19 protein-coding genes and 4 pseudogenes are annotated in these 22560 nt (G+C 69.9%); 12 read left to right on the forward strand and 11 right to left on the reverse strand.

The genetic code is table 11. From position 1 onward, the window contains the following. Positions 1-432: 432 nt before the first annotated feature. Positions 433-2166, reverse strand: a complete 1734-nt coding sequence (locus ABZ576_RS19130; RefSeq protein ID WP_360742094.1) for a protein kinase — start codon at positions 2164-2166, stop codon at positions 433-435. 455 nt (positions 2167-2621) lie between these two features. Further along, a pseudogene (locus ABZ576_RS19135) lies at positions 2622-2702 on the reverse strand (IS5/IS1182 family transposase); the annotation flags it as partial. Between the two features lie 662 nt (positions 2703-3364). Here ABZ576_RS19135 and ABZ576_RS19140 point away from each other — a divergent pair. Next, on the forward strand, positions 3365-3892 hold the full coding sequence (locus ABZ576_RS19140; RefSeq protein WP_360741603.1) for a DUF2716 domain-containing protein: 528 nt from the start codon (positions 3365-3367) through the stop codon (positions 3890-3892). 282 nt (positions 3893-4174) lie between these two features. Then, positions 4175-4630 (forward strand): annotated as a pseudogene (locus ABZ576_RS19145) (IS5 family transposase); the annotation flags it as partial. Positions 4631-4634: 4 nt separating this feature from the next. Here the strand turns inward: ABZ576_RS19145 and ABZ576_RS19150 are convergent. Both ABZ576_RS19150 and ABZ576_RS19155 read right to left on the reverse strand, forming a co-directional pair. Next, a complete protein-coding gene (locus tag ABZ576_RS19150) occupies positions 4635-5051 on the reverse strand; it encodes a hypothetical protein (RefSeq protein WP_360741605.1) in 417 nt (138 codons plus the stop codon). 179 nt (positions 5052-5230) lie between these two features. Further along, positions 5231-5516 (reverse strand): annotated as a pseudogene (locus tag ABZ576_RS19155) (transposase family protein); the annotation flags it as partial. A 74-nt stretch (positions 5517-5590) separates the two neighbouring features. Between ABZ576_RS19155 and ABZ576_RS19160 the strand changes: the two are divergent. Beyond that, complete coding sequence (locus tag ABZ576_RS19160; RefSeq protein WP_360741606.1) at positions 5591-5971, forward strand: hypothetical protein; 381 nt, start codon at positions 5591-5593, stop codon at positions 5969-5971. Between the two features lie 175 nt (positions 5972-6146). Next, positions 6147-6464, forward strand: a complete 318-nt coding sequence (locus ABZ576_RS19165) for a hypothetical protein (RefSeq protein WP_360741608.1) — start codon at positions 6147-6149, stop codon at positions 6462-6464. An 838-nt stretch (positions 6465-7302) separates the two neighbouring features. Here the strand turns inward: ABZ576_RS19165 and ABZ576_RS19170 are convergent. The 4 genes from ABZ576_RS19170 to ABZ576_RS19185 form a co-directional block, all read right to left on the reverse strand. Continuing rightward, positions 7303-8094: a hypothetical protein gene (locus ABZ576_RS19170; protein WP_360741610.1), complete on the reverse strand. Its 792-nt coding sequence runs from the start codon at positions 8092-8094 to the stop codon at positions 7303-7305. A gap of 17 nt (positions 8095-8111) precedes the next feature. Then, a complete protein-coding gene (locus tag ABZ576_RS19175) occupies positions 8112-8501 on the reverse strand; it encodes a peptidoglycan-binding protein (protein WP_360741612.1) in 390 nt (129 codons plus the stop codon). 993 nt (positions 8502-9494) lie between these two features. Beyond that, positions 9495-11606, reverse strand: a complete 2112-nt coding sequence (locus ABZ576_RS19180; RefSeq protein WP_360742097.1) for a LamG domain-containing protein — start codon at positions 11604-11606, stop codon at positions 9495-9497. Positions 11607-11832: 226 nt separating this feature from the next. Next, positions 11833-12114, reverse strand: a complete 282-nt coding sequence (locus ABZ576_RS19185) for a hypothetical protein (protein ID WP_360741614.1) — start codon at positions 12112-12114, stop codon at positions 11833-11835. A gap of 807 nt (positions 12115-12921) precedes the next feature. Between ABZ576_RS19185 and ABZ576_RS19190 the strand changes: the two genes are divergently transcribed. Then, positions 12922-14331, forward strand: coding sequence for a hypothetical protein (locus ABZ576_RS19190; RefSeq protein ID WP_360741616.1), 1410 nt, complete (start codon positions 12922-12924; stop codon positions 14329-14331). 619 nt (positions 14332-14950) lie between these two features. Next, the gene (locus ABZ576_RS19195) at positions 14951-15790 is read left to right on the forward strand and encodes an MBL fold metallo-hydrolase (protein WP_360741618.1); all 840 of its coding nucleotides are present in this window, start codon (positions 14951-14953) and stop codon (positions 15788-15790) included. A gap of 89 nt (positions 15791-15879) precedes the next feature. On the opposite strand, the gene ABZ576_RS19200 is transcribed toward ABZ576_RS19195, so the two are convergent. Next, the gene (locus ABZ576_RS19200; protein ID WP_360741620.1) at positions 15880-16128 is read right to left on the reverse strand and encodes a hypothetical protein; all 249 of its coding nucleotides are present in this window, start codon (positions 16126-16128) and stop codon (positions 15880-15882) included. Positions 16129-16158: 30 nt separating this feature from the next. Between ABZ576_RS19200 and ABZ576_RS19205 the strand changes: the two genes are divergently transcribed. Next, positions 16159-16458, forward strand: coding sequence for a hypothetical protein (locus ABZ576_RS19205; protein WP_360741622.1), 300 nt, complete (start codon positions 16159-16161; stop codon positions 16456-16458). Positions 16459-16948: 490 nt separating this feature from the next. Here ABZ576_RS19205 and ABZ576_RS19210 read toward each other — a convergent pair whose 3' ends face one another. Together ABZ576_RS19210 and ABZ576_RS19215 are read right to left on the reverse strand one after the other, a co-directional pair. After that, complete coding sequence (locus tag ABZ576_RS19210) at positions 16949-17944, reverse strand: hypothetical protein (protein ID WP_360741624.1); 996 nt, start codon at positions 17942-17944, stop codon at positions 16949-16951. A gap of 120 nt (positions 17945-18064) precedes the next feature. Next, positions 18065-18619: a DUF3995 domain-containing protein gene (locus tag ABZ576_RS19215; RefSeq protein WP_360741625.1), complete on the reverse strand. Its 555-nt coding sequence runs from the start codon at positions 18617-18619 to the stop codon at positions 18065-18067. Between the two features lie 68 nt (positions 18620-18687). Between ABZ576_RS19215 and ABZ576_RS19220 the strand changes: the two genes are divergently transcribed. The 5 genes and pseudogenes from ABZ576_RS19220 (at position 18688) to ABZ576_RS19240 (ending at position 22320) form a co-directional block, all read left to right on the forward strand. Continuing rightward, entirely contained in the window at positions 18688-19341 is a 654-nt protein-coding gene (locus ABZ576_RS19220; protein ID WP_360741627.1) for a helix-turn-helix domain-containing protein, read from the forward strand. Positions 19342-19672: 331 nt separating this feature from the next. After that, positions 19673-19864: a hypothetical protein gene (locus tag ABZ576_RS19225; RefSeq protein WP_360741629.1), complete on the forward strand. Its 192-nt coding sequence runs from the start codon at positions 19673-19675 to the stop codon at positions 19862-19864. 1132 nt (positions 19865-20996) lie between these two features. Continuing rightward, entirely contained in the window at positions 20997-21650 is a 654-nt protein-coding gene (locus tag ABZ576_RS19230; RefSeq protein WP_360741631.1) for a hypothetical protein, read from the forward strand. A 322-nt stretch (positions 21651-21972) separates the two neighbouring features. After that, positions 21973-22125, forward strand: a pseudogene (locus ABZ576_RS19235) (DUF3117 domain-containing protein); the annotation flags it as partial. Further along, entirely contained in the window at positions 22120-22320 is a 201-nt protein-coding gene (locus ABZ576_RS19240; RefSeq protein ID WP_360742100.1) for a DUF3117 domain-containing protein, read from the forward strand. The pseudogene ABZ576_RS19235 and the gene ABZ576_RS19240, both read left to right, overlap by 6 nt. Positions 22321-22560: the final 240 nt, after the last annotated feature.

Consider the following 22560-nt stretch of genomic DNA (forward strand, 5'->3'; position numbering starts at 1 on the left):
CGCTCATCGTAGGAGCGACCCTGGCGCGACCGGGACCGCACGGCCCGAATGTCCGGAAGTGGATTCTTGCTGGCCGAACAGGCCCCGTTGACATCCGCAGCCCCCCCTCCCGGACTCCGGTCGGGGCCGGCGTCGTCAACAGTGCCCGGCCCGGCGCTTCCACGCTGTACGCACGCCGGTCCGCTCGCGCGGCCAGGCGCGGCGCGGCTTCTCACAGGGCTGGTCGCGTCGCACGGCCGACTCCAAGCACATCCGGAGGATGGAGACGGGCAACCGCTTCGTCTCGATCAGCACGGCCGCTCCGCCGTGCACGGGGGCCGTTCCCGCAAGCGCTGGCTCCCCACCCGGCCGTACGGGTCGGCTGGGAGCGGTTGTCGCCGGGGCGCCGGCGTGCGGGTGTCGGTGTGACGCCCTCGGCCGGTGGTGAGGTGGTCATCGGGTGCCCGGGCCGCGGTGCAGGCGGGAGGGTGCGCCTGCGGACTGGGCGCCCTCCTCACCGAGGGCCATCGTGTCCTCGTCCGACAGCTCCACGACGTACACGTGCCCCTTCTCGCAGGTCAGCGTGGAGGATGAGCGGTCGGTGGGGTGGCTCGTGACCGCCTCCAGGGTGACGGTGGTGCCGCGCACACCCCGCAGTTCGAGGGCTTCGGTGCAGCCGACCTCGCGTTCCGTGCCGGCCTCGGTGACGTTGCTGACCTGCTTGCCGGCGAGTTCTCCGACGGCGGCGGTGTGCAGGGTCAGCGTGACCTTGAACGACGTCGTGGCAGGTACCAGTCGTCCGTCGGCGTGGGGGTTGCCCGGCCCGGTGCCGGTCCAGACGCCCGTCCACTCGCGCGGGAGCGTAGGCACGGTCGCCGAGGCGGAGGACGTGGGGCGCCCGGCGTCCTTCGTGTCCGGTCCCGCCTGGTCGTCGTGTCCGTCGAACGGGTACAGCACCCCGACGAGGGTCACCGTGAGGGCCGCCGCCGCAGCCGCGGCGGCGATCCACCAAGTGCGCGACGTCGACGTCCTGGACGGCTTGGCCCCGGTGGTGGCGGCCGGTACACCGGTGAGGCCGCTCGGCCCTGGGGTGGGGCAAGGTGGGGGGCCGAAAACACCTGCCGGGCCCGCATCGGCCACGGGCGGCGGGGCCGTATGGCCGGTGGGCGGCGGGGCCGTATCGTCGGCGGACGGCGGGGTGGCGGTCCGGCCGGGCGCTGCTGGAGCCGCCATGCCGGTGGGTGCCGTGGCGATGGGCGCGGGGGCGATGGGCGCGGTCGTGATGGGCGCGGGGGCGATGGGCGAGGTGATCAAGCGCGCCACCTCCGCCTCGCGGGCCGCGAGTTCGTCACCGAGGCCGGGTGGCAGAGCCTGTTTCCAGACCAAGCCGGACCGGCAGGGCAGCAGGTCGGTCAGTTCGCTGCTGTCGGGTCGCTGCTCGGGCTGCTTGGCCAGGCAGCGTCTCACGACGGGCAACAGCTCCGCCGGCAGGCCCTCCAGCTGAGCCTGCTCGTGCACGATGCGGTACAGCAGCGAGGCCGCCGAGACCTCCTCACCCGGATGCTGGAACGGGCTGCGCCCGGTCGCCGCGAACACCAGGACGCAGCCAAGGGAGAACACGTCGCCCGCCTCGGTCACGACGCCGCGGGACACCTGCTCCGGGGCCAGGTAGCCAGGTGAGCCGACGACGCCGCCGCTGTGGGTGTGCCGTGAGTCTTCGGCCGCCCGGGCGATACCGAAGTCGATGAGCATGGGCCGTTGCCGGCCCAGCAGTATGTTGGACGGCTTGATGTCGCGGTGCGCCAGTGAGCAGGCGTGCACGGCCGCGACAGCAGCGGCCAGTTCGCCGGCCAGCGCGCGCAAGCTGACCGACGGGAGCGGCCCGTGTGCCACAACCCAGTCGGCCAACGACGGCGCCGGGACGTACTCCGTCGCGAGCCATTGGGGGCGGTGGCCGGGCGGACTGAAGTCGATGACGGAGACGGTGAACGGTGACCGGACGAGGTCGCTGTTGCGCACCTCTCGGGCGAACCGTGCCTCGAAGTCGGGCGCTTCGGCCAGATCCGGGCGAACGGTCTTCAACGCGAGCGGCCGTCCGGCCGTCGTACGGGACAGATAGACCTGACCCATGCCTCCGGCGCCCAGGCGTGCCAAGATCGGATAGCCCCCGACAGCAGCCGGATCCATCGCTTCCACCGGTCTCACGTGCCCCTCCCCCGGTCTTGCCGTCTCGCCCCCACAGAATCGTCACCGCGCAGATCCTGCGGGCGGCCAGCAGGATACGCGGACGGCATGAGGGAACAGCCTGGCAGAGGCGAACAGTGACGTGTCGGCGGCGCGTGTCGTGCCCCTTCGGGAAGCGTGAGGATCCGGGTTCCCCGGAGCCCTCCACAGGTGAGCCCTAAAAACGCTGTTCGCCCTCACCGTGCTGCCGGCGCTGCCCTCTCACCCGCCCAACGGCGATAAGACGCTCCTCGGAACGCGATCCACCCGTCCGGGGCCTCCTTGGGTCTTCGGTATCCACCGCGCACGGCGCTCGGCGCCCGTGAGCCGTCTCGGCGTCGGCGACAGGCGGCGGGGCGTCGGTGGCCACGGAAGCGGGCGGGCACGGCGGTGAGGATCTGGGATCCCCGGTGGCCGCCACGCATGCGGGCGAAGACGTGCTCGACGCGGGCTCGGACCTGCTTGTGGGACTTGTTGTGTTCCCTTTTCCAGTCCGGGAGCCCAGCTGGCGATCTGTTCGACGGAGCCTCTGCCTGGATGGGTGAGCAGGTAGTCGGTGCCGTAGTCGCCCTCCAGGTTGCGGTAGATCACCACGGCTCCGGGGCCGTCTTGCGCCGGCACCCTGAACACTGGCCAGCATTCATGATCGAAGAGGACCTCGGACAGGGCATCGGCATCGGCGCCGTCCTCACCGAACCACTCCGGAACCGGGCGCTCGGTACACCCCCCGTCGCTGCACATCGCCAAGAGGTAGTTCGACCAGAAACCCGGGTGGAACAGCAGTGACTCGCCCGGCACCAACGGGCCGACGTCATATCCCTTGATCAGCACCCCTCGATCCTGTCACCAGCCACTGACACGGTCCGATCCGGGGATCAGCAAGGGGTGCCGCCCAGTTGCGGGACAGCCCTTAGGCGACGGCCATCACGATTTCCAGGCCATGCTGTCCCACCCAGCCGGCGCCCGCGGCTCGCGCCACCGGCAGCACCGGGCCGGAGTCTCAGACGACGACGTCGACCGTGCACCGGTGATGCGCAGGTTCAACAACACCGGGCCGATGCGTACTTGCGGGGCGCTGATGGTGGTGTCTGAACCTGGTTGTGTCGGATTTCGTGACGATCCGTCTCTGATTCTCACTCAGGCGAGTCGATAGGATCCCGGCATGATGGAAAATCCCGTGGCCGCGCTGTCGGAGGCTGAGTACCGACGCGTCTGGGACCGCTTCTACGATGACTTCAGCTTCCGGCCGAGTACGAGTCCGTTCAAGTGGCCAGCCATCAAGGAGCCCGTCGCGTCGATCACCTGGAGCCTTACTGCGCTTGACGACGATCCGGGTTACGAGCGCTTGGACCGCATGGTCGAGGTCGTCGAGAAGGGGTTGGCCTCCTGCGTTGGCCCGCAGGGCACCCTGCTCGCGCTCGACTGGCAGCACACGTCGTATCGCTTCGCACCGCAGAAGGTCGGTCGTCCTGGGCAGCCGGCTTGGCCTCTGAGTCCGTACCCCGACGGGGATTACTACATCTACCTGTCGGAAGACTTCCGCTGCGGCAGTTTCGGGCACCCTTGGGAAGAGTCCCTCTGCCTATTCGGTGAGGAACTCCTCGACGCCGTAGCCGCAGAGGTCGACACGGTCCTTGGCTCACCGATTCGCAGGTCCGGCAAGGCGGTTTCCGACTCAGGGGTCTCGTAAGAGGGCGTGCCCGCAGCATGGCGAAAGAGCTGCCGAACGATCGGAGCGGTCCGACCTTGGTCGCGGGTGGACATCAGGGTGCCGTCCACGATCAGCACTCGTTTCACTAAGAGTTGAGCAGCTGTGGGTCTTGCGCTCGACAATCGTGGTCAAAAGGGCGTCCAGAGTGAGCGCTGATCTTGTCCCTGACGACCTGCGGGGGCGGATGGCCCCCACTACTGTCGCCCGTTCCTGAACGGCGCCGCCGTTACCCCGGACGGTTCTCAAAAGGGGGGGGTTCACGTCGGCCCCTCACCCGTCGACCGCGCCCGCCCCGGCTCCAAGCACCACCTGATCGTCGGCCGTTACGGAACCCCGCTCGCCGTCACCCTCACCGGCGGCAACCGGCACGACGTCACCCAGCTCCTGCCTCTACTCGACGCCATCCCACCGATTCAGGTCCTTGGCGGCGTCCCCGCCGCAAGCCCCGGCACTGTTTGCCGACCGGGGCTACGACTTCGACAAGTACCGCCGCGTGCTGTGGAAGCGCGACGTCAACCCGTGATCGCCCGAGGCGGCGTCGCCCACGGCACCGGACTGGGCGAGGTCCGCTGGGTGGTCGAGCGCACCTTTGCCTGGCTCCACCAGTTCAAACGACTCCACACCCGTTACGAACGACGCGCCGACCTCCACCAGGGCCTGTGCCAACTGACCCGCAGCCTGATCTGTATCCGATGTCTATCCGGCCGCTCCAAGTGATCGACTAGGAGCCCGAGCGAAGCCCCAAGGCGCTGTGCTGAATCAGGCCGGCCGGGGCATCGGCAGAAGGCGACTTCCGACGGGTCAGCTCCACCAGCTTCGATCGGAGGTCAGGCGCTGGTTCGCCGAGCACAATGGCGCTGATCACCAACTCAAGCATGACGCAGTCGTAGGCATCGTCCGTGCCTCCATAGCGCTCGGCATCGCGTTCAACCACGGCACTGGCGATCCGCCATCCACCGCCATCAACCGGCGCGAAGGTCGCCGCGAAGACTCCGTAACCGGTCCAGCTCCGATACAGGTAGACAACCTCGCCCTCCACGAGGACGTCCCACTTCTCATCCATGTCCCGTGACACGTAGCCGCGTTGGATCCGCTCCCAGTCTTCATCCGACCAGATCCGCCGGGGCAGCTCCGGCATCGGCTGAGGATCTGATATCGGCTGAGGATCTGATATCGGCTGGACACCACCGGAAACCGTGGACCGAGTTACGCGCTCGTCAGCAGGCATGGAGTGATCCTACGGACGAAACCGAGCGCGACAGCACACTCTTCGGCGACCTCATGGTGAAACCGCCTGTGAGTCCTTCGCGAACCGTTTGGAGCGAGCGCGAGTTTCGGGCCGAGGTGGTCGATGATGAGACCGGCCGCGGGCTTCGACTTGCCCTACGCGGCGCCAGTCGCCTCAGGGTCAGGTTGGTCCGCCAGTGTTCGGCGACCAGTAGCGCACGGTCCGCCGGCGGCAGCCTTTACGGCCGCCCGAGACTCACAGCGTCGGCCCTCCTCCCTCCGCGGCTGGGTCACCAGCTTACTCAAGGGCGGGCGGACTCCGCCCCGTGAACGGGGCCATCGAGGACGGCTCCCCCGCCGTGATCACACCAGCCACCCATAGATCATTTCAATTGCCGACACCCCTCCCCACGGTTGATCCTGGACACCCGGCAAGCAAGGGGGTACGAGATGGGGCTGATGCTCTTCCCGGGCGACAACGACGTGGCGAGCCCAGACGTGTCCTGGTCCTACACCGGCTTCAACATGTTCAGGAAGTGGCTCGCCCAGGTCGAGGGGCTCTCACTCGCCGAGATGGACGGCTTCGGCGGGGACCGCCAGTGGTCCAGCGTCTCCACCACGCTGGCGCCACTGCTCAGCCACCCGGACGACGAGGGAGACCTCACGCCTGCCCAATGCGCGGCGATGTTGCCGCGGCTGGAGGAAATCCTCGACCAACACGAGCCCGACGACAGTGACCCCGTCCTCCGACGGCGCACCGAAGACGTCAGCGAGTTGGTCGCCGTCCTGCGGATCTGCGTGGACAAGGACGTTGAGCTCATCTTCGGCTAGCTCCAGGAACATGGAGCGACCCGCCTTTGAGGGGCCGGCTCTGGCTGAAGCGCAGGGCCAAGTACGAGTGAACGGGCAGAGCTCTTCGCGAGGTGTCGCCGAGATCAGAAGCACAGCACCACGTAGGTTGGAAACGCGTTCCCTCGACGCCTCCTCGTAAGGCATGATCACGGACATGGCGGAAGCGAAAGTGGATCAGTTGGCGCGACGGTGGGACGAGTTCAGGACCTTGCGCTTTCCTCCGGGCTTCTACCAGCGAGAGCCCGAGGGTGAGTGCATGGTGATGATGGACACGATGCTCGCCGGCTGTGTCTCCTCAGCCATCAACGGGCCCTTGGACGACCGGTACCGAGACGTACTGCGGGAACGCACCGCGGTCCTTGAAGAGATCCTGCCGTCTATTGGTGATGACGAGTACGCAACCAAGTACTTCACTCACTTGCACGGGATGGCCGTGCTGGCGGCCGAACTTGACAAGGCCCGAAGCGAGTAGTGCCGCCGGGTCCTGGTCCCCGCCGCTGCCAGCGCGCCGGACACGGTCTGAAGGACATCGGCGGGCATCTCTCGCTTCCTGCGGGCCTGGTGGACGGCGTACTCGATCAGGCGCCCCAGGGCCCGCACGGAGGAATCCGAGCCAAGCAACGGCACGTCCGCTCTCCCGCGGTCTGCCGGCCGGCCCGAGTGCGTCGCCGGGGATGTCCGGTGCCTGCACAGTGGCAAGGCGAGTCGGCGGGGCGGTCTGGGCTTGCAGGCGGTCCGGGATCGTCTTCTCGTGATCGCCGGGACGGGTGGTGGCGGTGCGCCACACAGTGGTGATCAGGTCGAACATTGCATGGTCGGCCAGGCACCCCGCGGCGGACCGGTTCTCCGTGGCCGCAGCGCAGGCGGCGCGGGCGGCGTGAGCTCGCGCAGGTCGCCCTGAGGAGAGAAGACGGAGCCCTGCGCAGATAGCCCGTCGTTGCCTTGGCAGTGACCTGCTGCCCGGTCGCGTTGTAGGTGCACGAGACGGTCTCGGAGGACGATCGCCACCGCGGGCTGGGCCGTCTGGTACTGCCCCGGCGCACGATCTGCTGCCGGCTCCTGCTCTTCTTGGTCGGTCACCTGCACACATGGACAGACTCAGTCACCACACCCCGCAGCGGTCGACTCGGACATCACCGCACATCCAACCGCTACGACCATCAACCCGGCCAACCAATGTGGTCAGAGCACTGACGGTCCGGTTCAACGCGCTGACCCCGCCGTCGGCCGCCGGCCAGCCGGACATCTTCGCGCTCGCCCACTCCCTCGGCACCAGCCTGCTGATCAACAACCCGCTGGCCGGGGTCCCATCAGGAGGAGAGGTCGGGGATGCCCATGAGGCGCCGCATTTCGCTCCCGTTGATGATGATGATCGGGGTCGTGAGTCGGGAACCGATCTCCACCAGCGCTCCCTCGATGCTCAGGATTGCCGCCGTGAGCCGCGCTCGCCCGATCAGCGAAGCCCGCGCCAGGCTCTGGGAGAACAGCAGCCGCATCGAAGACAGGACACCCGCCAGCTTCGCCACCGCGTCCCGGCCGTCCAATGGGAGCTGGCGGATCGAGGTGAGTACGGACTGGAGGGCGGGCTGGCTGGAGGGGATCAGCCGCGGCTCGATCCCGCGGGCGGTCAACTGAGCCGCCATGGCGTTGATCTGGTTCGTGACCAAAGCCGCCTGCGTCCGACCGATCTCCGGTCCCAGCCCACCCTGGCCGAGCACCACCCCCTGGAACCGAGTCGGATCGGTCTGCCGCAGAACGGCCGCTGCATCGCCGGTCTCGCGAGCGATCCGTAGATAGTCCCCGGATAGCCGCAGCACCGGCTCGACCAGCGCCCGAACACGTACGCCGAGGGCCGGCTCCACGCCCTGGATTCGGTTCAGGGCGAGAATCGCGGCGTCACGGCGGGTCTCGATGGCCTGGGCGGTCTGGAGCACGCTGCCGAGGTGGTTGAAGCCGCCGGGACCGATCACGCCGCCCTGCGCCTCGAACAACGCGGCCTCGTGCGAGCCCTGGAAAATCCCGTGCAGGGCGCCCCGCGAGACCCGGAAGACTTCCAGCAGCGACTGCGCGAGCTCCAGGAGCAATTCCTCGTTGACGTTCACGGCACCGCTCCCGTTCGCTATGTGCTGGTCAGCTGATCGACGGTGGTCTGCAGCTCTCCGTCGTCCAGCACCGGCTCCTCCTCGACCGGCGGCTCCTCCTCGGCCGGCCGGTACGAGAGAGGCAGCGAGAGGATGGTGACGGCCCGCACTTCATCGAGCGCCGGGGCGATCTGCTCCTCCAGGGCGATGATGGCGGGCCCGCCGGGATCGACGCGGCCATCCACGACACCGGTCACAGCGTTCTGGAAGTTCTCGATTGCCGCTACGGTCAGGGGCCCGACCCGCCCGTCGAGCTCCAGCGCGCTCAGCCCATGGTCCGCCCGGAAGACATTCAGCAATGCCTGCACGTACTGTGCCTCGCTGCGCAGGTTGGCGCCGCCGACTCCGACCGACTGGGTGATGGGCATGTGCTGCTCCTCTCCACGGCCTGCCCGAGCACCGTAGGGGCGGTCCGGCGGCCCCGACGGGTGCGACATGGCATGAGTGTGGCGAAAACACCTGAACGGCAGCCGTCAACGACCCACAGCTCACGGGCGCAGCGTGGGCGCCGGGCGTGGCTCCCGGGCGAGAGGAGAGTGGAGGAGTGGGTGTGCTTCACATCCAGCCGGGCCCGGAGCGGCCCGCAGAGCCGGGCGACCGCCTCGGCCGGTCCACGACCGTGATCGAGTGACACCCAGGGATGACGGAAGACGAGGCATGACGGGCGGGTCGCGGCATCCAGAAGTGCAACGCGGACCGGGCCCTGGCCCAGGACGAGGCGCAGCTGCTGTGACGTCGCCTGAGAACAGGTCTTGCCCAATGCTCCGCATTTCTACGGCATTCTCGGCCGATCCGACGGAATTGTCGAAGTAGCCGAGGAAAGGATGCCTGCCGGATCTGATCGGTTGATCGGGGAGCTTCTCGCGTCCAGGAGGCGTTCTTCTCCTTCCCCTGGTGTCTGTGTGGGTGTCGCGGCCGAGGGCCAAGAGCGTAGTAGCGGGCGCCCATCTTGTACGGCCCTGAACGGTCGAGGTAGGCGCTGGTGTAGCGGAAGGGCTGCTGGGTGCCGTTGTCGGAGGGCGTGGCTGGCCGCAGGGCCGTAGGGGGTAGCCGGCGGGGCGCTTTGCCGTGGTGTCGACCAGGCCGATAACCGAGTTGGGGGCGTCGGTGAAGGTGGCGGTGTCGCGGCTCAGGCGCTGGGTGTTGTCGGTGCCGGCGCAGGTCTGGCTGGTGGTGCCGGACTGCGGGTAGGCGGCGAGCTGGGTGAACAGCGTCCATGAAGCGCTGGTCCGGGTGTCGGTGGGGATCACGCCGAGCGGAAGGCCCGCGCCTGGTCCGGTACCGGCGAACCGGCGGCCCGCCGGAACCAGGGTTCGGCGGGTCGCCGGGAGCCGGAGGGCTCCGGGCTCAGCACGGACGGATCAGCACAGGCAGGGGTCCGTCCCCCAGCCGAGACCCGTGACGTCCGTGTCCCGCAGTGCACCGGAGAAGGCCTGGACCTCGTCCACGTCACCGTGGAGGTACTCGCCCCAGCCGTCACCGGTTCTGCCCCGACCGATCTGGAGGGCACCGGTGCTGTGCCAGCCGTTGGGGAGGCTCGCGGTCGCCTCGGCGTTCGTCTCACCGTCGAGGTAGAGCCTGACCGTGTCGGTTCCGTCGTCGTAGGTCACGGCGAGACGGTGTCCCAGCCCCTCGCCGCCGTCCGCGCCCTCGATCTGGGACACCACCGTCTCGCGGGCTCCGGCCTCGTCCTTCTCCGGCATCACCAGCTGCCAGGCGTGTGTGGACGGCTGGTAACGCAATTTGAACGCGTCCGCGTGTTCACCGGCCTGCGACAGCACGGTCATCGGGTGGACCGGTTCGGAGTCTGCGAGGCGTACGACGACACCAAGGGTGAAACTGTCCCCGGTGTCCACGACGGGTTCGTCGGCAGCGGCGTATCCGGATGAGCCGTCCAGGTGCAGATGCCCCTCGCCGACGAGGGTCGGCGGCCCGTAGGTACAGTCGGGTTCGATCTCCGGGAGACAGGCGTTGCCGGAGTCACGGTGGATCGAGGCTCCCCCGCCGAGCCGCAGCGGCGCGCCGTCCGACTGCTCGGGGCTCGCGCCGTCCACCTCCGTCTCCAGCGACCAGTGGCCGAGTGACTCCGGCTTTCGCTGCGCCAGTTCGGCCACCTCGCCCGGTACGACGACCCGGTCGTGTACCTGTACGTCACCGATGTCGCCCTGCCACCGGTCGCGGTACCCGGTGGCACCCTGCGCCCGTCCGATCTGGAACGCGCCGGACGTCCTGGTGGGAGTCGCCTCAACCGGGCTGCCGACCTCGTGACCGTTGACGTACAGGTGTGCGCGACCCGTCTCGGCGTCGTACAGCCCGAGCAGGTGCGTCCACTCCCCGGTCTCGGGCGCGCCGCCGGACACCGTCGCGCCCCCGATCGTGAACGACCAGCCGGGCACACTGCCCGGGGTGCGCAGCCCGAGGGTGAAGCCGGGCTGCACGTCCGCGTCCTGGCTGGCGACGGTCATGGCCCGGCTGGTCTCCGCAGGGCGCGCCCAGGCGCTGACCGCGAAGGACTCGCCGGTGTCGGTGACCGCGGCGTCGGGGGTGAGGAAGCCGTGGCCGCTGCCGTCGAGGCGCACTGTGGAGGTGATTCCGGTCCCCGCGGGTGCCGGGCCGCCGAAGGTGACTCCGGTGCCGGCCCGGGCGGGGGCGCCCGTCTCGGCGGAGGCCGTGCGGGAGCCTATCGGGTCGTCCAGCTTCCAGCGGGCGACAGGGGGACGCCCGGACTTCACATTGAAACCGTACTGCGACTCTCCGCTGGTGCGGCCCGACCGGTCGATCGCGCGGACCGTCAGTTGCTTGGGCCCTGACGTCAGCGGCAAGTACGGGATGGTCACGGCAGCGCCCGGCCGCTCGGTGGACACGGTGCCATGAGGGCCGCCCAGGAAGCTGTACGTGTACGACACCACGTCGTCGGAGGGCGAGTCCACGGTGAAGTGTCCGTAGACGCCGACCCCATCCACCCAGAACACGTCCTCGTTGCTGGGGTATTCGGGGGAGCTGATTGCGGCCTTCTCGGGGTTAGCGTCGTCGTACACGAACGAGCAGACCGAGCCGTCGCCCTCATCGCTCCATGCGGACTTCGCCTGGCCGTCATTGGCGCGGACATGCCAAGATACGACCGTGTTCGCGGGTATGTCGTTCGGCAACGTCCAGTAATGCCGCGAGCCCGACGACAGGGTGGTGGTCGTGTAGGAACGGCGCTGCTCCGCCCCGGCCGCGTCCGTCCACCAGGCTTCGAACTCGCCCTGCACCGGGCTGGACTCGGAAGGCTGGTTGTCCTCCTCCGGGTCGTACAGCACGGCACTGAGCCTGGGCGGCGCCGACACGTACGGTGTGTGGTCACCGGTGGCGCAGGCCTTGCCCTGTGACTGCAGATCCTGGACCAGCGGCCGCTTCGGCGGCAGGTTGTCCGCCGCGTACGCAGTACCGGAAACAATGGCCAGCAGTGCTGCCGCGCAGCCTCCCACCACCGTCCGTCTGCTTCCGCCTGTCCTTGCGAGCCTGGTCAAGTAGGCCTCCTCCGTGAGCGATCGACGACCGTGGTCGACACGAACCGCTCGAAGCTAACAGCCGACACTGACAGCGCCGAAAGGGTTTTCCGTCAGCTCCGTGTGACGAAGCTTCGCCACGCGGTGTCATGGAAACCTGGAGCAACGTGTGCCGCAGCCCGGCACAAGGCGCTTGACGGGCGGACGGTCAGGGCGCGGGGAGTGTGAAGACCAGGAACAGCACAGCCAGTGGCGGGACCAGAGCGGCCAGAGCCGCCCAGAGACGGGCCGCGGACCAGCGGCGACGCCAGGGCAGCAGCCACGCGGTGAGCAGGGCCGCGCCGGAGAGCGGGCCACCAATGGCGAGCATGCCGTGGATCCAGGCCAGAGCCGTCTCCAGAGCGGCTGAACAGTCGTCGGGGCCACAGCTGTCCGTCGCCATCTGCGAGAGCCCGCCGAAGACCAGGGCGAGCGGAGCGAGCGGGACCATCAGAGCCGTGGCAACCGCCGGGACCACCCAACCCCGCGGATCCGGGTCGTTCCCGCCAGGCTGAAGCGGTGCTGGTGCTGTATGCGGCATCGTCGTCATGGGCCCAGTGAACCCAGACCACCCTGCCCGCCACACCAGCCCGGATACTCATGTCCGGACCCGCACCACTACTCAGAAGACACCAGGATGGCACCCGGCAGGTGTCACTCGCTTGGAGAGCATGCGGCGTCCTGCGACTGCATCTCTTCAACAAGACAGAGCATTTCGCTGGGACCCTGCCCTGACCGGCGGCCACGGGCGGTCGCCTTGCGGGTGCAGTAGGCGGGACCAGCCGGGGACCTGAGCGCGGCCGGGTCACCGCCGCGGCCGCTCCGGTGTACCGGTGCGCCGGCGGACCTCCGCCGTCCGTATGCCCTCCGTACCGGCAGGGGCCCGTCCGGTCTGTCACGGCCCGGCTGATGGACACGTCCTCACAGATCCACCGGCGGCTTCGGGGGCTTGTGGCACACGCTACCTCGGCTTCGGGAGTAGCCACCGCGGCCGGGAAGGTCGATTCTGTCCGGCCGCTGCCGCCGTTCGGACGTCAGGCGGTCCTACGGGCTCTTGGGCGCCGGCCGCGGCGTCACTGCGGCCGATGCGCCGCCCCCCTCTTCCCGACAGCCACCTGCTCCCGGGAAGCGGGGGCCGTCTCAACCGTTCACCATGTGCAACCTTTGCTCTTGCTCGGTGGTCTCCTTTCCGTCAACCCCGCACGTCAGGGCGACGCCCCGGGCGATGCGGTGATCAACTAGCACCAGGAGAATCGGCGTGCACCAGCGCCTGCGTATCGTTTTGGCCACCGCCACGGCGGCAACGCTGACCAGCGGACTGCTCACCGCCGCAGCGGGCACCGCCGCCGCGCTCGTACCCGGAGCGCACGGAGACTTCAACGGCGACGGCTACCGCGACATCGCCGTCGCCGCACCCGGCGGCTACGTGGGAGGACGCTCGGGCGCCGGCCAGGTCGTCATCGTCTACGGCGGTGTCAGCGACCCGTCCTCCGCCAGGAGCGTCGTCATCAGCCAGGACAGCACGGGTGTCCCTGGGACCGCCGAGAGCGGGGACGGTTTCGGCGGTGCCATCGCGGTCGAGGACTTCAACGGCGACGGCTACGGTGATCTCGCCGTCGGCAGCCCGGGCGAGGATGTCGGTACCGACACCGACGGGGGAACCGTCGCCATCCTGTGGGGTTCCGAGGCCGGCCTCACCAGCGGTACCACGATCGCCGATCCTGCGCCCTCCTCGCACGACAAGTTCGGACGCGTGCTGGCCGCGCTCGTCGACAGTGACGAGAAGCCGGACCTGGCCATCGGCTCTACCACGCCCACCATCGACATCTACCGGGGAGGCTTCAGCAAGTCGGGAGCCACGGGCGGCAGCTACCGGTTCGTGCCGCCGTCCTGGGTCACGACAGCCCCGGTATCGCTCACCGCCGGCAACTTCGGAGGCGGCGACGTGATCGCCGACCTCGTCGTCACCGGACCCACGACGTACTTCGCTCTCGGCTCCGCCTCCGGCCTGAACAGCGCCAGTGCCACCAAGCTGCCTTCCGGCAGCTCCGCCGCGATCGGTGATTTCGACCACGACTGGCACTACGACATCGCCGTCGGCTCCCCCGATGAAGGAGCGGGCGTCGTCCGCGTCTACAACGGCGCCGAGAGCGCGCCCTCGGCCACCCCCTCGTACACCATCACGCAGGACACGCCCGGTATCCCCGACACCAGTGAGACGGGAGACCGCTTCGGCGCCTCGCTCTCGGTCAGCCGCGCCGGTTACGGCTACCAGAACCTCGCCATCGGCGCCCCCGGTGAAGGCCTGGGCAGCGCCACCGGGACCGGCGCCGTCACCTTCCTCTACGGCGGGCCCGAGGGACTCATCGGCGCACGGCCCATGGCCGGCACGGATCCCCAGTTCTTCGCCCAGAGCAGCACGGGAGTCGCGGGCAGCGACGAGACCGGCGACCAGTTCGGCGGTGCCGTCCAGATCGCCGACACCAACAACGACCGCAACGAGGACCTCATCGTCGGCGTTCCCGGTGAGAACACCGGTGACGGCGCCGTCGCCTACCTCCACTCCGACGGGGGCATCGCTCCCAGCGGCACTCCCGGCATCACCCCCGCTGGCACCGGAGTCTCCACCACCGGCTCCCCCAACCTCGGGCGTCACCTCGCAGGCTGATCCCGAGCCGACCGCGTAACCGCGGCTGAGCGGCTTTCACACGCTGGCCCCAGGGGGTTCAGGCCACCGGGGACAGCGTGTGAGATCACTGGTCATGGAGCCGGAGCCTAGCCATGGGCCCCTCATCCCGTCGGCCGGTCCCCCTCCCGTCCGCTGCCCTGCGGACCAGGTAACCCGCTCAGGGACCAACTAGCTCGCTCATGAGCTGACGATCGCTCGCCGTCACAGCACCGGCCCCCGGGTAAGCAAGTCACACCCATACCGTCAAACGAATACATATTCGGCATCTGTATTCGTGGCCGGCCCGACCACGGTGGGTCCGGTCCGTCCCGGGTCGTTGTCGGGGGTGGCGCGTGGTCGGAGGCTGCGGGCGAACGGTGCGCTGACGCATGTCGTCCTGGAGCATGGCGGTGGCCTTCAAGAGCATCTGTCGCCGTCTACGCCACCGGACGACATCGGTCGTCTTTCCCACCCGGAGCCGGCCTTCCGGTGACGGGCGGGACTGACGCGGAGGGGAGCGCCGGCGCCGCGTATGTGCCCCGGCATGCGGGGAACCCGGGGCCCGGCAACCAGTCCGTGCCGACCTCAGACGGGCCGCGCCCGCCGGGCGGGAACCGGTATGACAGACCTCGACGACACCCTCGACCTCCACTTCATCGGCAACGCCACCGTCCTGCTGCGGTTCGACGGGCTGACCCTGCTGACAGACCCCAATTTCCTGCACCGCGGCGAGCGCGCCCATCTGGGATACGGACTGGTCAGCCGCAGGCTCACCGAACCCGCCGTCGACGCCGCGGACCTGCCCCGCCTCGACGGCGTCGTCCTCTCGCACCTGCACGGTGACCACTGGGACCGCCGTGCCGGAAGCCACCTGGACCACTCGCTCCCGATCGTCACCACACCGCACGCCGCACGCCGGCTGCGCACCCTCCAGGGCTTCCACCGGGCAGGAGGCCTGCGCACCTGGGAGAGCTGCACGCTGCGGCGCGGCACCGCGCAGGCCCGCATCACCTCCCTGCCCGGACGGCACGCCCTGCACCCCGTACTGCGCCGCCTGCTGCCGCCCGTCATGGGCAGCATGCTGGAGTTCGGCCCGACCGCCGGGCCGGTGCTCCTGCGCCTGTACATCTCGGGCGACACCCTGCTGTACGACGGCCTGGAAGAGATCGCCCGCCGCTTCCCCGCCGCCGACCTGGCAGTCCTCCACCTGGGCGGCACGCAACTGCCCGGCGGCTTCGTGGTGACCATGGACGGCGCGCAGGGAGCGGAACTCGCCCGGCGCCTGGACCCCCGCCGGGTGCTGCCCGTGCACTACGACGACTACACCGTCTTCCGCTCACCGCTCGATGACTTCCTCACCGAGGCGCACCGGCTGCAACTGGACGAGCGGCTGCTGTCCTGCCCCCGCGGCCGGCACGCCCGCCTGGTTCCGGGTGGCGACCGGCCCACCATCGGCTGACCGGAGCCCTGCTTGCCGCAACGCGGCCACTTGCCGGGAATGGGGCCCACACGGCCCCCCGGCAGCACCGACGACCCGATCCGCGCTGGTCAGCCGACGCCCCCCTCTGACGCCAGCTGCTTCGCGGCGGCCAGGATGCAGTCGCGGGGCACCAGCACCACGGACTCGTCCTCGCCGATCGAGGCGCCCACCTCGTTCATCCGCTCCTCCTCCGGCGCGGTCAGGAGGTGGAGCTTGCCGATGACGAGGAAGTCGCCGTCCTCCAGCTCCAGGACGTCGGGGCAGTTGTTCGCTCCGACGGACCCGCGCTCGGCGGGCGTCGATCCGATACGGCGCATGGGACTCCTCACGGTGACACGATTGGTGTTATGGACACCAATACGGACTGGGCGTACCGGGTGTTCGAGCCGCACGGGTCCGAGGGCTGGCGCCCCTACGGCAGCGACCCCGATCGGTGGCACGGCGCGATCACCGCTCCCGACACGGACGAGGGAGCCAAGCACGCCATCGGCCGCATCGTCGGCGACCTCATGACCGAGTGGGAGCGGACCGGTCTGACCCACGCGATGCACGTGCGGGTCTTCCTCTGGCACGACGAGGCGGGCGAGCTGAAGGATGCCGACTTCGTCGTGGAGGTCCGGCCGCGGTGCGACTTCGACGCAGCCTGACCACTCCGGGCCGACTACGTGTGAGCGACGCAGCAGCGCGCTCGGGCTTCCGGCGTGACGGCCCCGACCGCGCCGCCGCGGCTCTCCGCCCGGTGGCCGGAGCCGATACGGTCCGGCCCCGGCCGCTCGCCGACAGCACGCAGTGGCGCTGGAGTGGCGAGGGCCCGGCGGCGAGCAGCATCCGGTGGGTGCGGGACGGGTGAGCGGGGCCAGGCCGACGCGCTGCGCGCCGGTCCTGTCGGCACCGGGCGGGCGGTGGCCGGTGTCCTCGCTGGTGGCGGGTGGGCATGTCCTCGTCCATAGACAGCGCGCGGTGTCGGCGTGCGTCGCGGCCGGCGCCGTAGACGAGCCGCAGGCGGGCGGCGAGGTTCTCCAGGGCGCCGCCCAGCAGTGTCCAGTAGCTGGAGCGCGACGGGGCGCGCTCCCACTCCCTGATCGCGGACGTGCGAAGAGGCGGGGCCGCCGGGTACGGGCACGGCGACACAAGGACCTAAGAGAGAACCCACTGGGGTGGGTGGCCGGGGTCGGCCGGGCAGATGAAGACGTGCAGGTCCCGGTCCCGGCCGAAGCGGAGCCGTGTCGGCTGGGCGAAGGGCGGGCCGCCCTTGGTCGATGCCTTCTCCCGCAGGGACGGGTCGCGGTCCTCCCACGGTGCCCAGCTGCGCGAGCCGGCGTCCATCTCGTCACCGCCGGCGGTCAGCAGCAGCCGCATCGGGGTCCCGCAGCATTCGCAGCCGATGGCCATCGGGCCCGTCGACGCCCAGCTCGGGTAGCCGCCGACCCGCCAGCCGGGCGGGATCGACAGGTCGAACTGGTAGCTGGGGGCGTCGGGGCCGTGTTCCGCCGCCTGGGCGTCGTCCCACGCGTCGATGCGAGCGATCAGAGAGGCGGGCAGCGTATCGTCCTCCGCCCAGGGATAGGTGTCCACCTCTTCGGGATGCAGGACGCACGGCTCGGGCAGTTCGTTCTCCCATCGCAGCATGGGCACTTCGGGCGGGGCGGCGAGGAAGCGTTCCGCTCGCTCGGTCTCCGCAGCCCGCCGCCACCGCAGGTGGTAACGGCGCTCCAGGTACGGGCCGTGGGTGAACGGGCAGCGGAAGATCTGCACCAGGTCCGCACCGTCGGGCCCGGCCGCCAGGCCCGGGACGTGTCGGCGGAAGAGCTGGGCGAGCGCCACGTACGGCACCGGGCCGTCTTCCCCGGGCGTTTCGGCACCGGGCCACGGCCGGCGCCGGGGTCGTCCGCCCGCGGCCCGGGCCCTGCGGATCTCGGCCGGTACGTACCCCTCGGTCTCGGGCCGGTGGGGCTCGTGGCAGACCGGCCACGGCTCGCCTTCCGGCCACAGCATCGGCCCGCCGACATGGCTTTCGCGCATGCCGGGCCGACCCGGCCTGGGGTGCAGCCGGGTCGTCCGGCCCCGGTAGGCGGCCAGTTCCGGGAACACGGCCTCCACGTTCACAGGTCGGGGCGGCGTGGTCCTCGTCATGCGCAGACCATACGCGGACCGGGAAACGTCATGCGAAGGCGTTGCCGCGAGGTTGGTGGATCACGGGCCGGCCCCGGAGCCGACGCCACGGTGTCCACCGTTCTCGGACCCGTGTGCTGGTCAGGCTGGTCCCAAGGGGTTGATGCGGCGGCGCCGGGTCCGGGCGGTCACGTAGCCGGTCAGGCCGCCGAGGACCACGCACAGCGGGGAGTACAGCAGCAGGTCCCAGTGCCGGAAGGCGGCCGGCGCGTCGCCCAGGGCGAGGCCGGAGACGACCATGCCCCCCAGCCCGCGGATCGACATCACGCCCAAGACCGTCCACAGCCCGACGCGGACCAAGCGCGAGCCGGCCAGACGGTGCGCCGGCCGGGCGCCGGTGAGGACCAGCCAGGAGGCCAGGAACAGCAGGAGCGCGACGGCCAGCGTCGACGGACGGGACGGCAGTTGCGACTCCTCCACCCCCACCACGGTGGACGCGAACTCGTCCGGCGAGTCCAGCGGCCAGGCGGAGAACGTCCACACCACATGCAGGGCCCCAGCCGCAAGCAGCGCCGCACCGGCCACGGCAGCCGCGACCCGAACCCCGAGGCCGGTAGGTGCCGTTGATGCAGCGTCCGGTCGTCGTGGTCCCTCCGCACGCACCGCCGGTCCGAGCGCCCATGCCACCAACTTCATCCCGCAACCCCTTCCCAGACAGTTCCGTACACTACTGTACGGATGTTCCGTACAGTAGTGTACGGAACATGGGAAAGGGCAAAGTCAGCAGGGAAGACTGGACGATGGCCGCGCTGCGGGCGCTGGCCCGCGGCGGGGTCGCCGGGGTGGCGGTGGACCGGCTGGCACGCGAGCTGGGAGTCACGCGCGGCAGCTTCTACTGGCACTTCGCCGACCGAGAGGCCCTGCTCGTGGCAGCCCTGGAAACCTGGGAACTGCGTGCCACCACCGACGTCGTCTCAACCGTCCGAGCCCTGGACGACGCCTGGGCCCGGGCCCGCGCCCTGTTCGCGGAGGCCCTGGGCAGCGAGAAGATCGCGGGTCTCGAGCCCGCCCTCGCCGCGCAGACCAGCCACCCGGCCATCGCCGAGGTGGTCGCCCGTGTCACCGAGGCCCGACTGGCCTTCCTGACCGAAATCTTCACCGACCTGGGCTTCAGCGCGCAGGACGCCCGCCACCGAGCACTCGCCGCTTACGCCGCCTACCTCGGCTGGCTCGAACTGCGACGCACCGCAGCCTCCCTCGCACCCGAGACCCAACCCAACGAACCCGGTTCCTCAGTGGCGCTCGACCACCTGGTGGACATGATCCTCACACCGCCCCGGCCGGCCGCTCCCCCGGCCGCCAAGACCGGACCGACCGCGCCGAGTACGGCCCCCCAGGAGCCCGAGCGATCGAACTAGCGGGACCTGATGGTGCCGCACACAGACCGGTCCGAGGCGTCGGCTCGGTGGACTGCCGCCGTCTTACGAGACGTGAACTCGGCCTGTGTACCTGCCCGGCATACGGGCGGGCAGGCCCCAGTAGCGTGATCCCGAGCAGACCACTTCGCTGCACGCATGAAGGGACGGCCGAAGCCTCATGATGTCCGACCGGCGGCCTCCGGATCCCGTCGGCACGGCTCCTGGTCGCCAGTCATGGCGCAGCCAGTCCCTCCGTGACGACCGGCTGCCATCATTACATGGCCACCGGCGCCGCCGCCCGGCCAGCCACCTCACAGAGAGCAGAACCCGCGTGTTCCAGGAAACTCCCATCTACAGCCGCCTTGTTGCCGAACGCGGTGACATCCCCATCCAGGTGCGCCACGAAGCCGAACGTATACACCGCGACCTCGCTCACGTACTGCCCCCACTGCCCGCACCCCACCCGAGCGGACCGCACAACACGCCCGGCTCCAGAGCTCCTGACACCGCCCTGCACATCTAAGGCACGGGCACGAGGCACACGAAGGCCACGCCGAGGGCCGACGGCCCTGACGACCACCACCCTCGCCTCGCGGAGTGTCCCTCCGGCACGCGCGAGGTGCTCGGCTGCCCGGGGCACCCGGGAGCGACGCGGCGGCTGCCGAAGCCGGCCACCAGGCCGCGCGCGCTCGGCAGGTGGCAGACGGCAGGCTCGAACCCCGCCCGCCGTGCGAGCTTGACGGGGTTCCCGCCTCGCACCTGCACACCTCGGGCCGGCTCAGAGCACGGCACGGGGACGATGTCGCCGATGCGACCCGAGTCGCTTCCGTGGCGGCGGGGAGCGCCGTCATGATCTCCCGCAGGTGTGATCATGACGGCGCAGGGACGCGACTCGGCGTCAGGCCCTCACGGGGCCGCCTGTACCGGGTACCGCGCGCCAGCTGGATCCGAAGGCGGAGCAGTAGGCGTAGGACCAGTGGTTGTTGTTGGTAACCACGCCCCTGGCCGTCTTCGTCGAGTTTCCGTTCGAGCATTTCACCTTCGCGTAGTACGCGAAGGCCACGTCACAGGCAACTCCGTAGGAGTTACGGTCAGCCCATTCCGCACCGCCGATGCACCATGAGGGAATGCTCGCCGTGCTCTGCGGTGTGGACTGGACCGCCTGGACGGGGATGGAGGCCCCGAGTGTGAGGGCGGCTCCGGCGACGGTGGCTGCGAGAACGTGACGTACACGCATGAGCATCTCCTTGTCCGGGTGAAGGCGGTGAGCTGGGCTCGTACAGCCGAGCCAGCAAGGCAGTTGCAGGAACACGATCAGCGGTGCCGTCTCGGTATGCCGTGGCGACGGTTCGGCCGACCGGGCACCTCAGAGACTGCTGACCGCCTGCCGCCCACAACAACGGCAACGGGCTGTCCCGGACGGACGCGGGCTGTCCGGGCTGGTCAGAGCGTTGTCCGGAATGCGTCCCGGACGGTGAGGGCATGGCGAGAACCGCTACGGGCCCCGGCCTCGGCCAGGCGGGCGGCGATCCGCAGCCGCAGGCCGGCCTTCACTCGCCGGCAGCCGCAGGCCGGCCTTCACTCGCCGGCAGGCGCCGGTCCGGCCGTACCTCGGGCAGCTCACCGCGTAGGATCACCGGCCGAGGGGTGGTGGCATGACCATGAGGCACTACCGGTGGTGCGTGGCTGTCGCGGCGGCACTGATGGCGGCCGGCTGCGGCGGTGGCGCGGAGAGCGACAGCGGGAACGGCAAGGCGGTGGCGCTCACCAAGGAACAGGTACGGCAGACGTTGCCGGACGGCGAGGCCATGCCGGGCTGGAAGGAGTCCGCTCGGCCCACGGCCGTCGAGATGGACAAGCTCTACCGTTCGCAGGCCTGCCCCATCAAGGACAACGCGGGCTGTGAGAACTCCCGTTTCTTCGGCGCCTCGACCTTCCGGCACGACGACAGCGCCGCCATCGTCACCTTCCTGGTCATCGCCTACGACAGCGAACAGGCCGCCCGGGAGGCGTACGACGTGCTCTGGGACGGCTACTACGGCAAGCGGGCGGGACAGAAGGCCAGGACGTTCGGGATCGGCCCGATCGGTGACGAGCGCGACGCCCGTTTCGGTTCCTCCGGCTACCGCGGTGAGCCCGGCGCCGTCACCCAGACCCGGGTCGGGACGACGCTGCTGTGGATCGAGGCGGCTTCCCCGGAAAAGGGCGGCATCGACGAGGACCAAGTCCGGGAGCTGGCCACCGTGCTCGCCGAACGGGCCCGCCAGGCCCAGGACGGGGACGCACCTTCCGCCGCGCTCGACGGCTGACCGGGCGGCCGACCCGGGACCCGCCTTGCTGTCGGAGAGCCGGCACATGGCGCGGCATCGCCAACCGCCGTGGGCAACAGCCCTGCCGCCAGCCAGCCGCTGCGGGCAACAGCCCTGCCGCTACCTCGCCGCCGTCACCCTGGCCGGTGCACACGTCTTGCTCGGCACCTGATCGACCAGTCCCCCGGGGGCGGCCGCCAGGCCGGATCACGTGGACGTCCGGTCGACACCCGGTGCGGGGAGGTGCGCGGTCAGGAACCCGGGCGACGGGACGCGGCAATTCCGCCTTGGCGGGGGTGAATTCGTGCAGCCGCGCGCCGGTATCAAGCCGCGGACGGGTGACGGCCCGCTTGAGGCCACCGAGGAGGGGCAGCGCATCGTCATGCGTATCCCGCTCGAAGTCGGTGGTCGGCTCGTGGTCGAACTGACGCCGGACGAGGCCGAGGCCATCACCGACGCGCTCGAGGGCATCGTCAACGACGGTGAATCCACTCCGTGCGTCGGGGCCAGTCTGAGGCCGCGGACGGGTGACGGCCCGCTTGAGGTCACCGAGGAGGGGCAGCGCATCGTCACGCGTATCCCGCTTGAGGGCGGTGGTCGGCTCGTACTCGTACTGACCTCGGACGAGGCCGGCGCCCTCACCGACGTACTCAAGAACGTCGTCGGCTGACGTGAGTCCCTGGTCGGGTGATCCTCGGGCGGGCGGACCACGCGTGGTGGGGTCAACGGGTCACCGCAGGTCACCTCTGGGCGAGGGCAGCGCTCCCCCGCCGTGGTCAGGATCCAGCGCACACCCGGGTGGCAGGGCTCAGAACGGCGTCGTCGTGGTCGCCGGTTTCAGGTGGCCCCATGTCGTCGTGCAGAGGTGGCTGGCTCCGTGCTCATCGCGTCGGCACACAAGCCCAGCCCG

It is taken from the genome of Streptomyces sp. NPDC013455, from assembly GCF_040632975.1.
GTDB lineage: Bacteria > Actinomycetota > Actinomycetes > Streptomycetales > Streptomycetaceae > Streptomyces.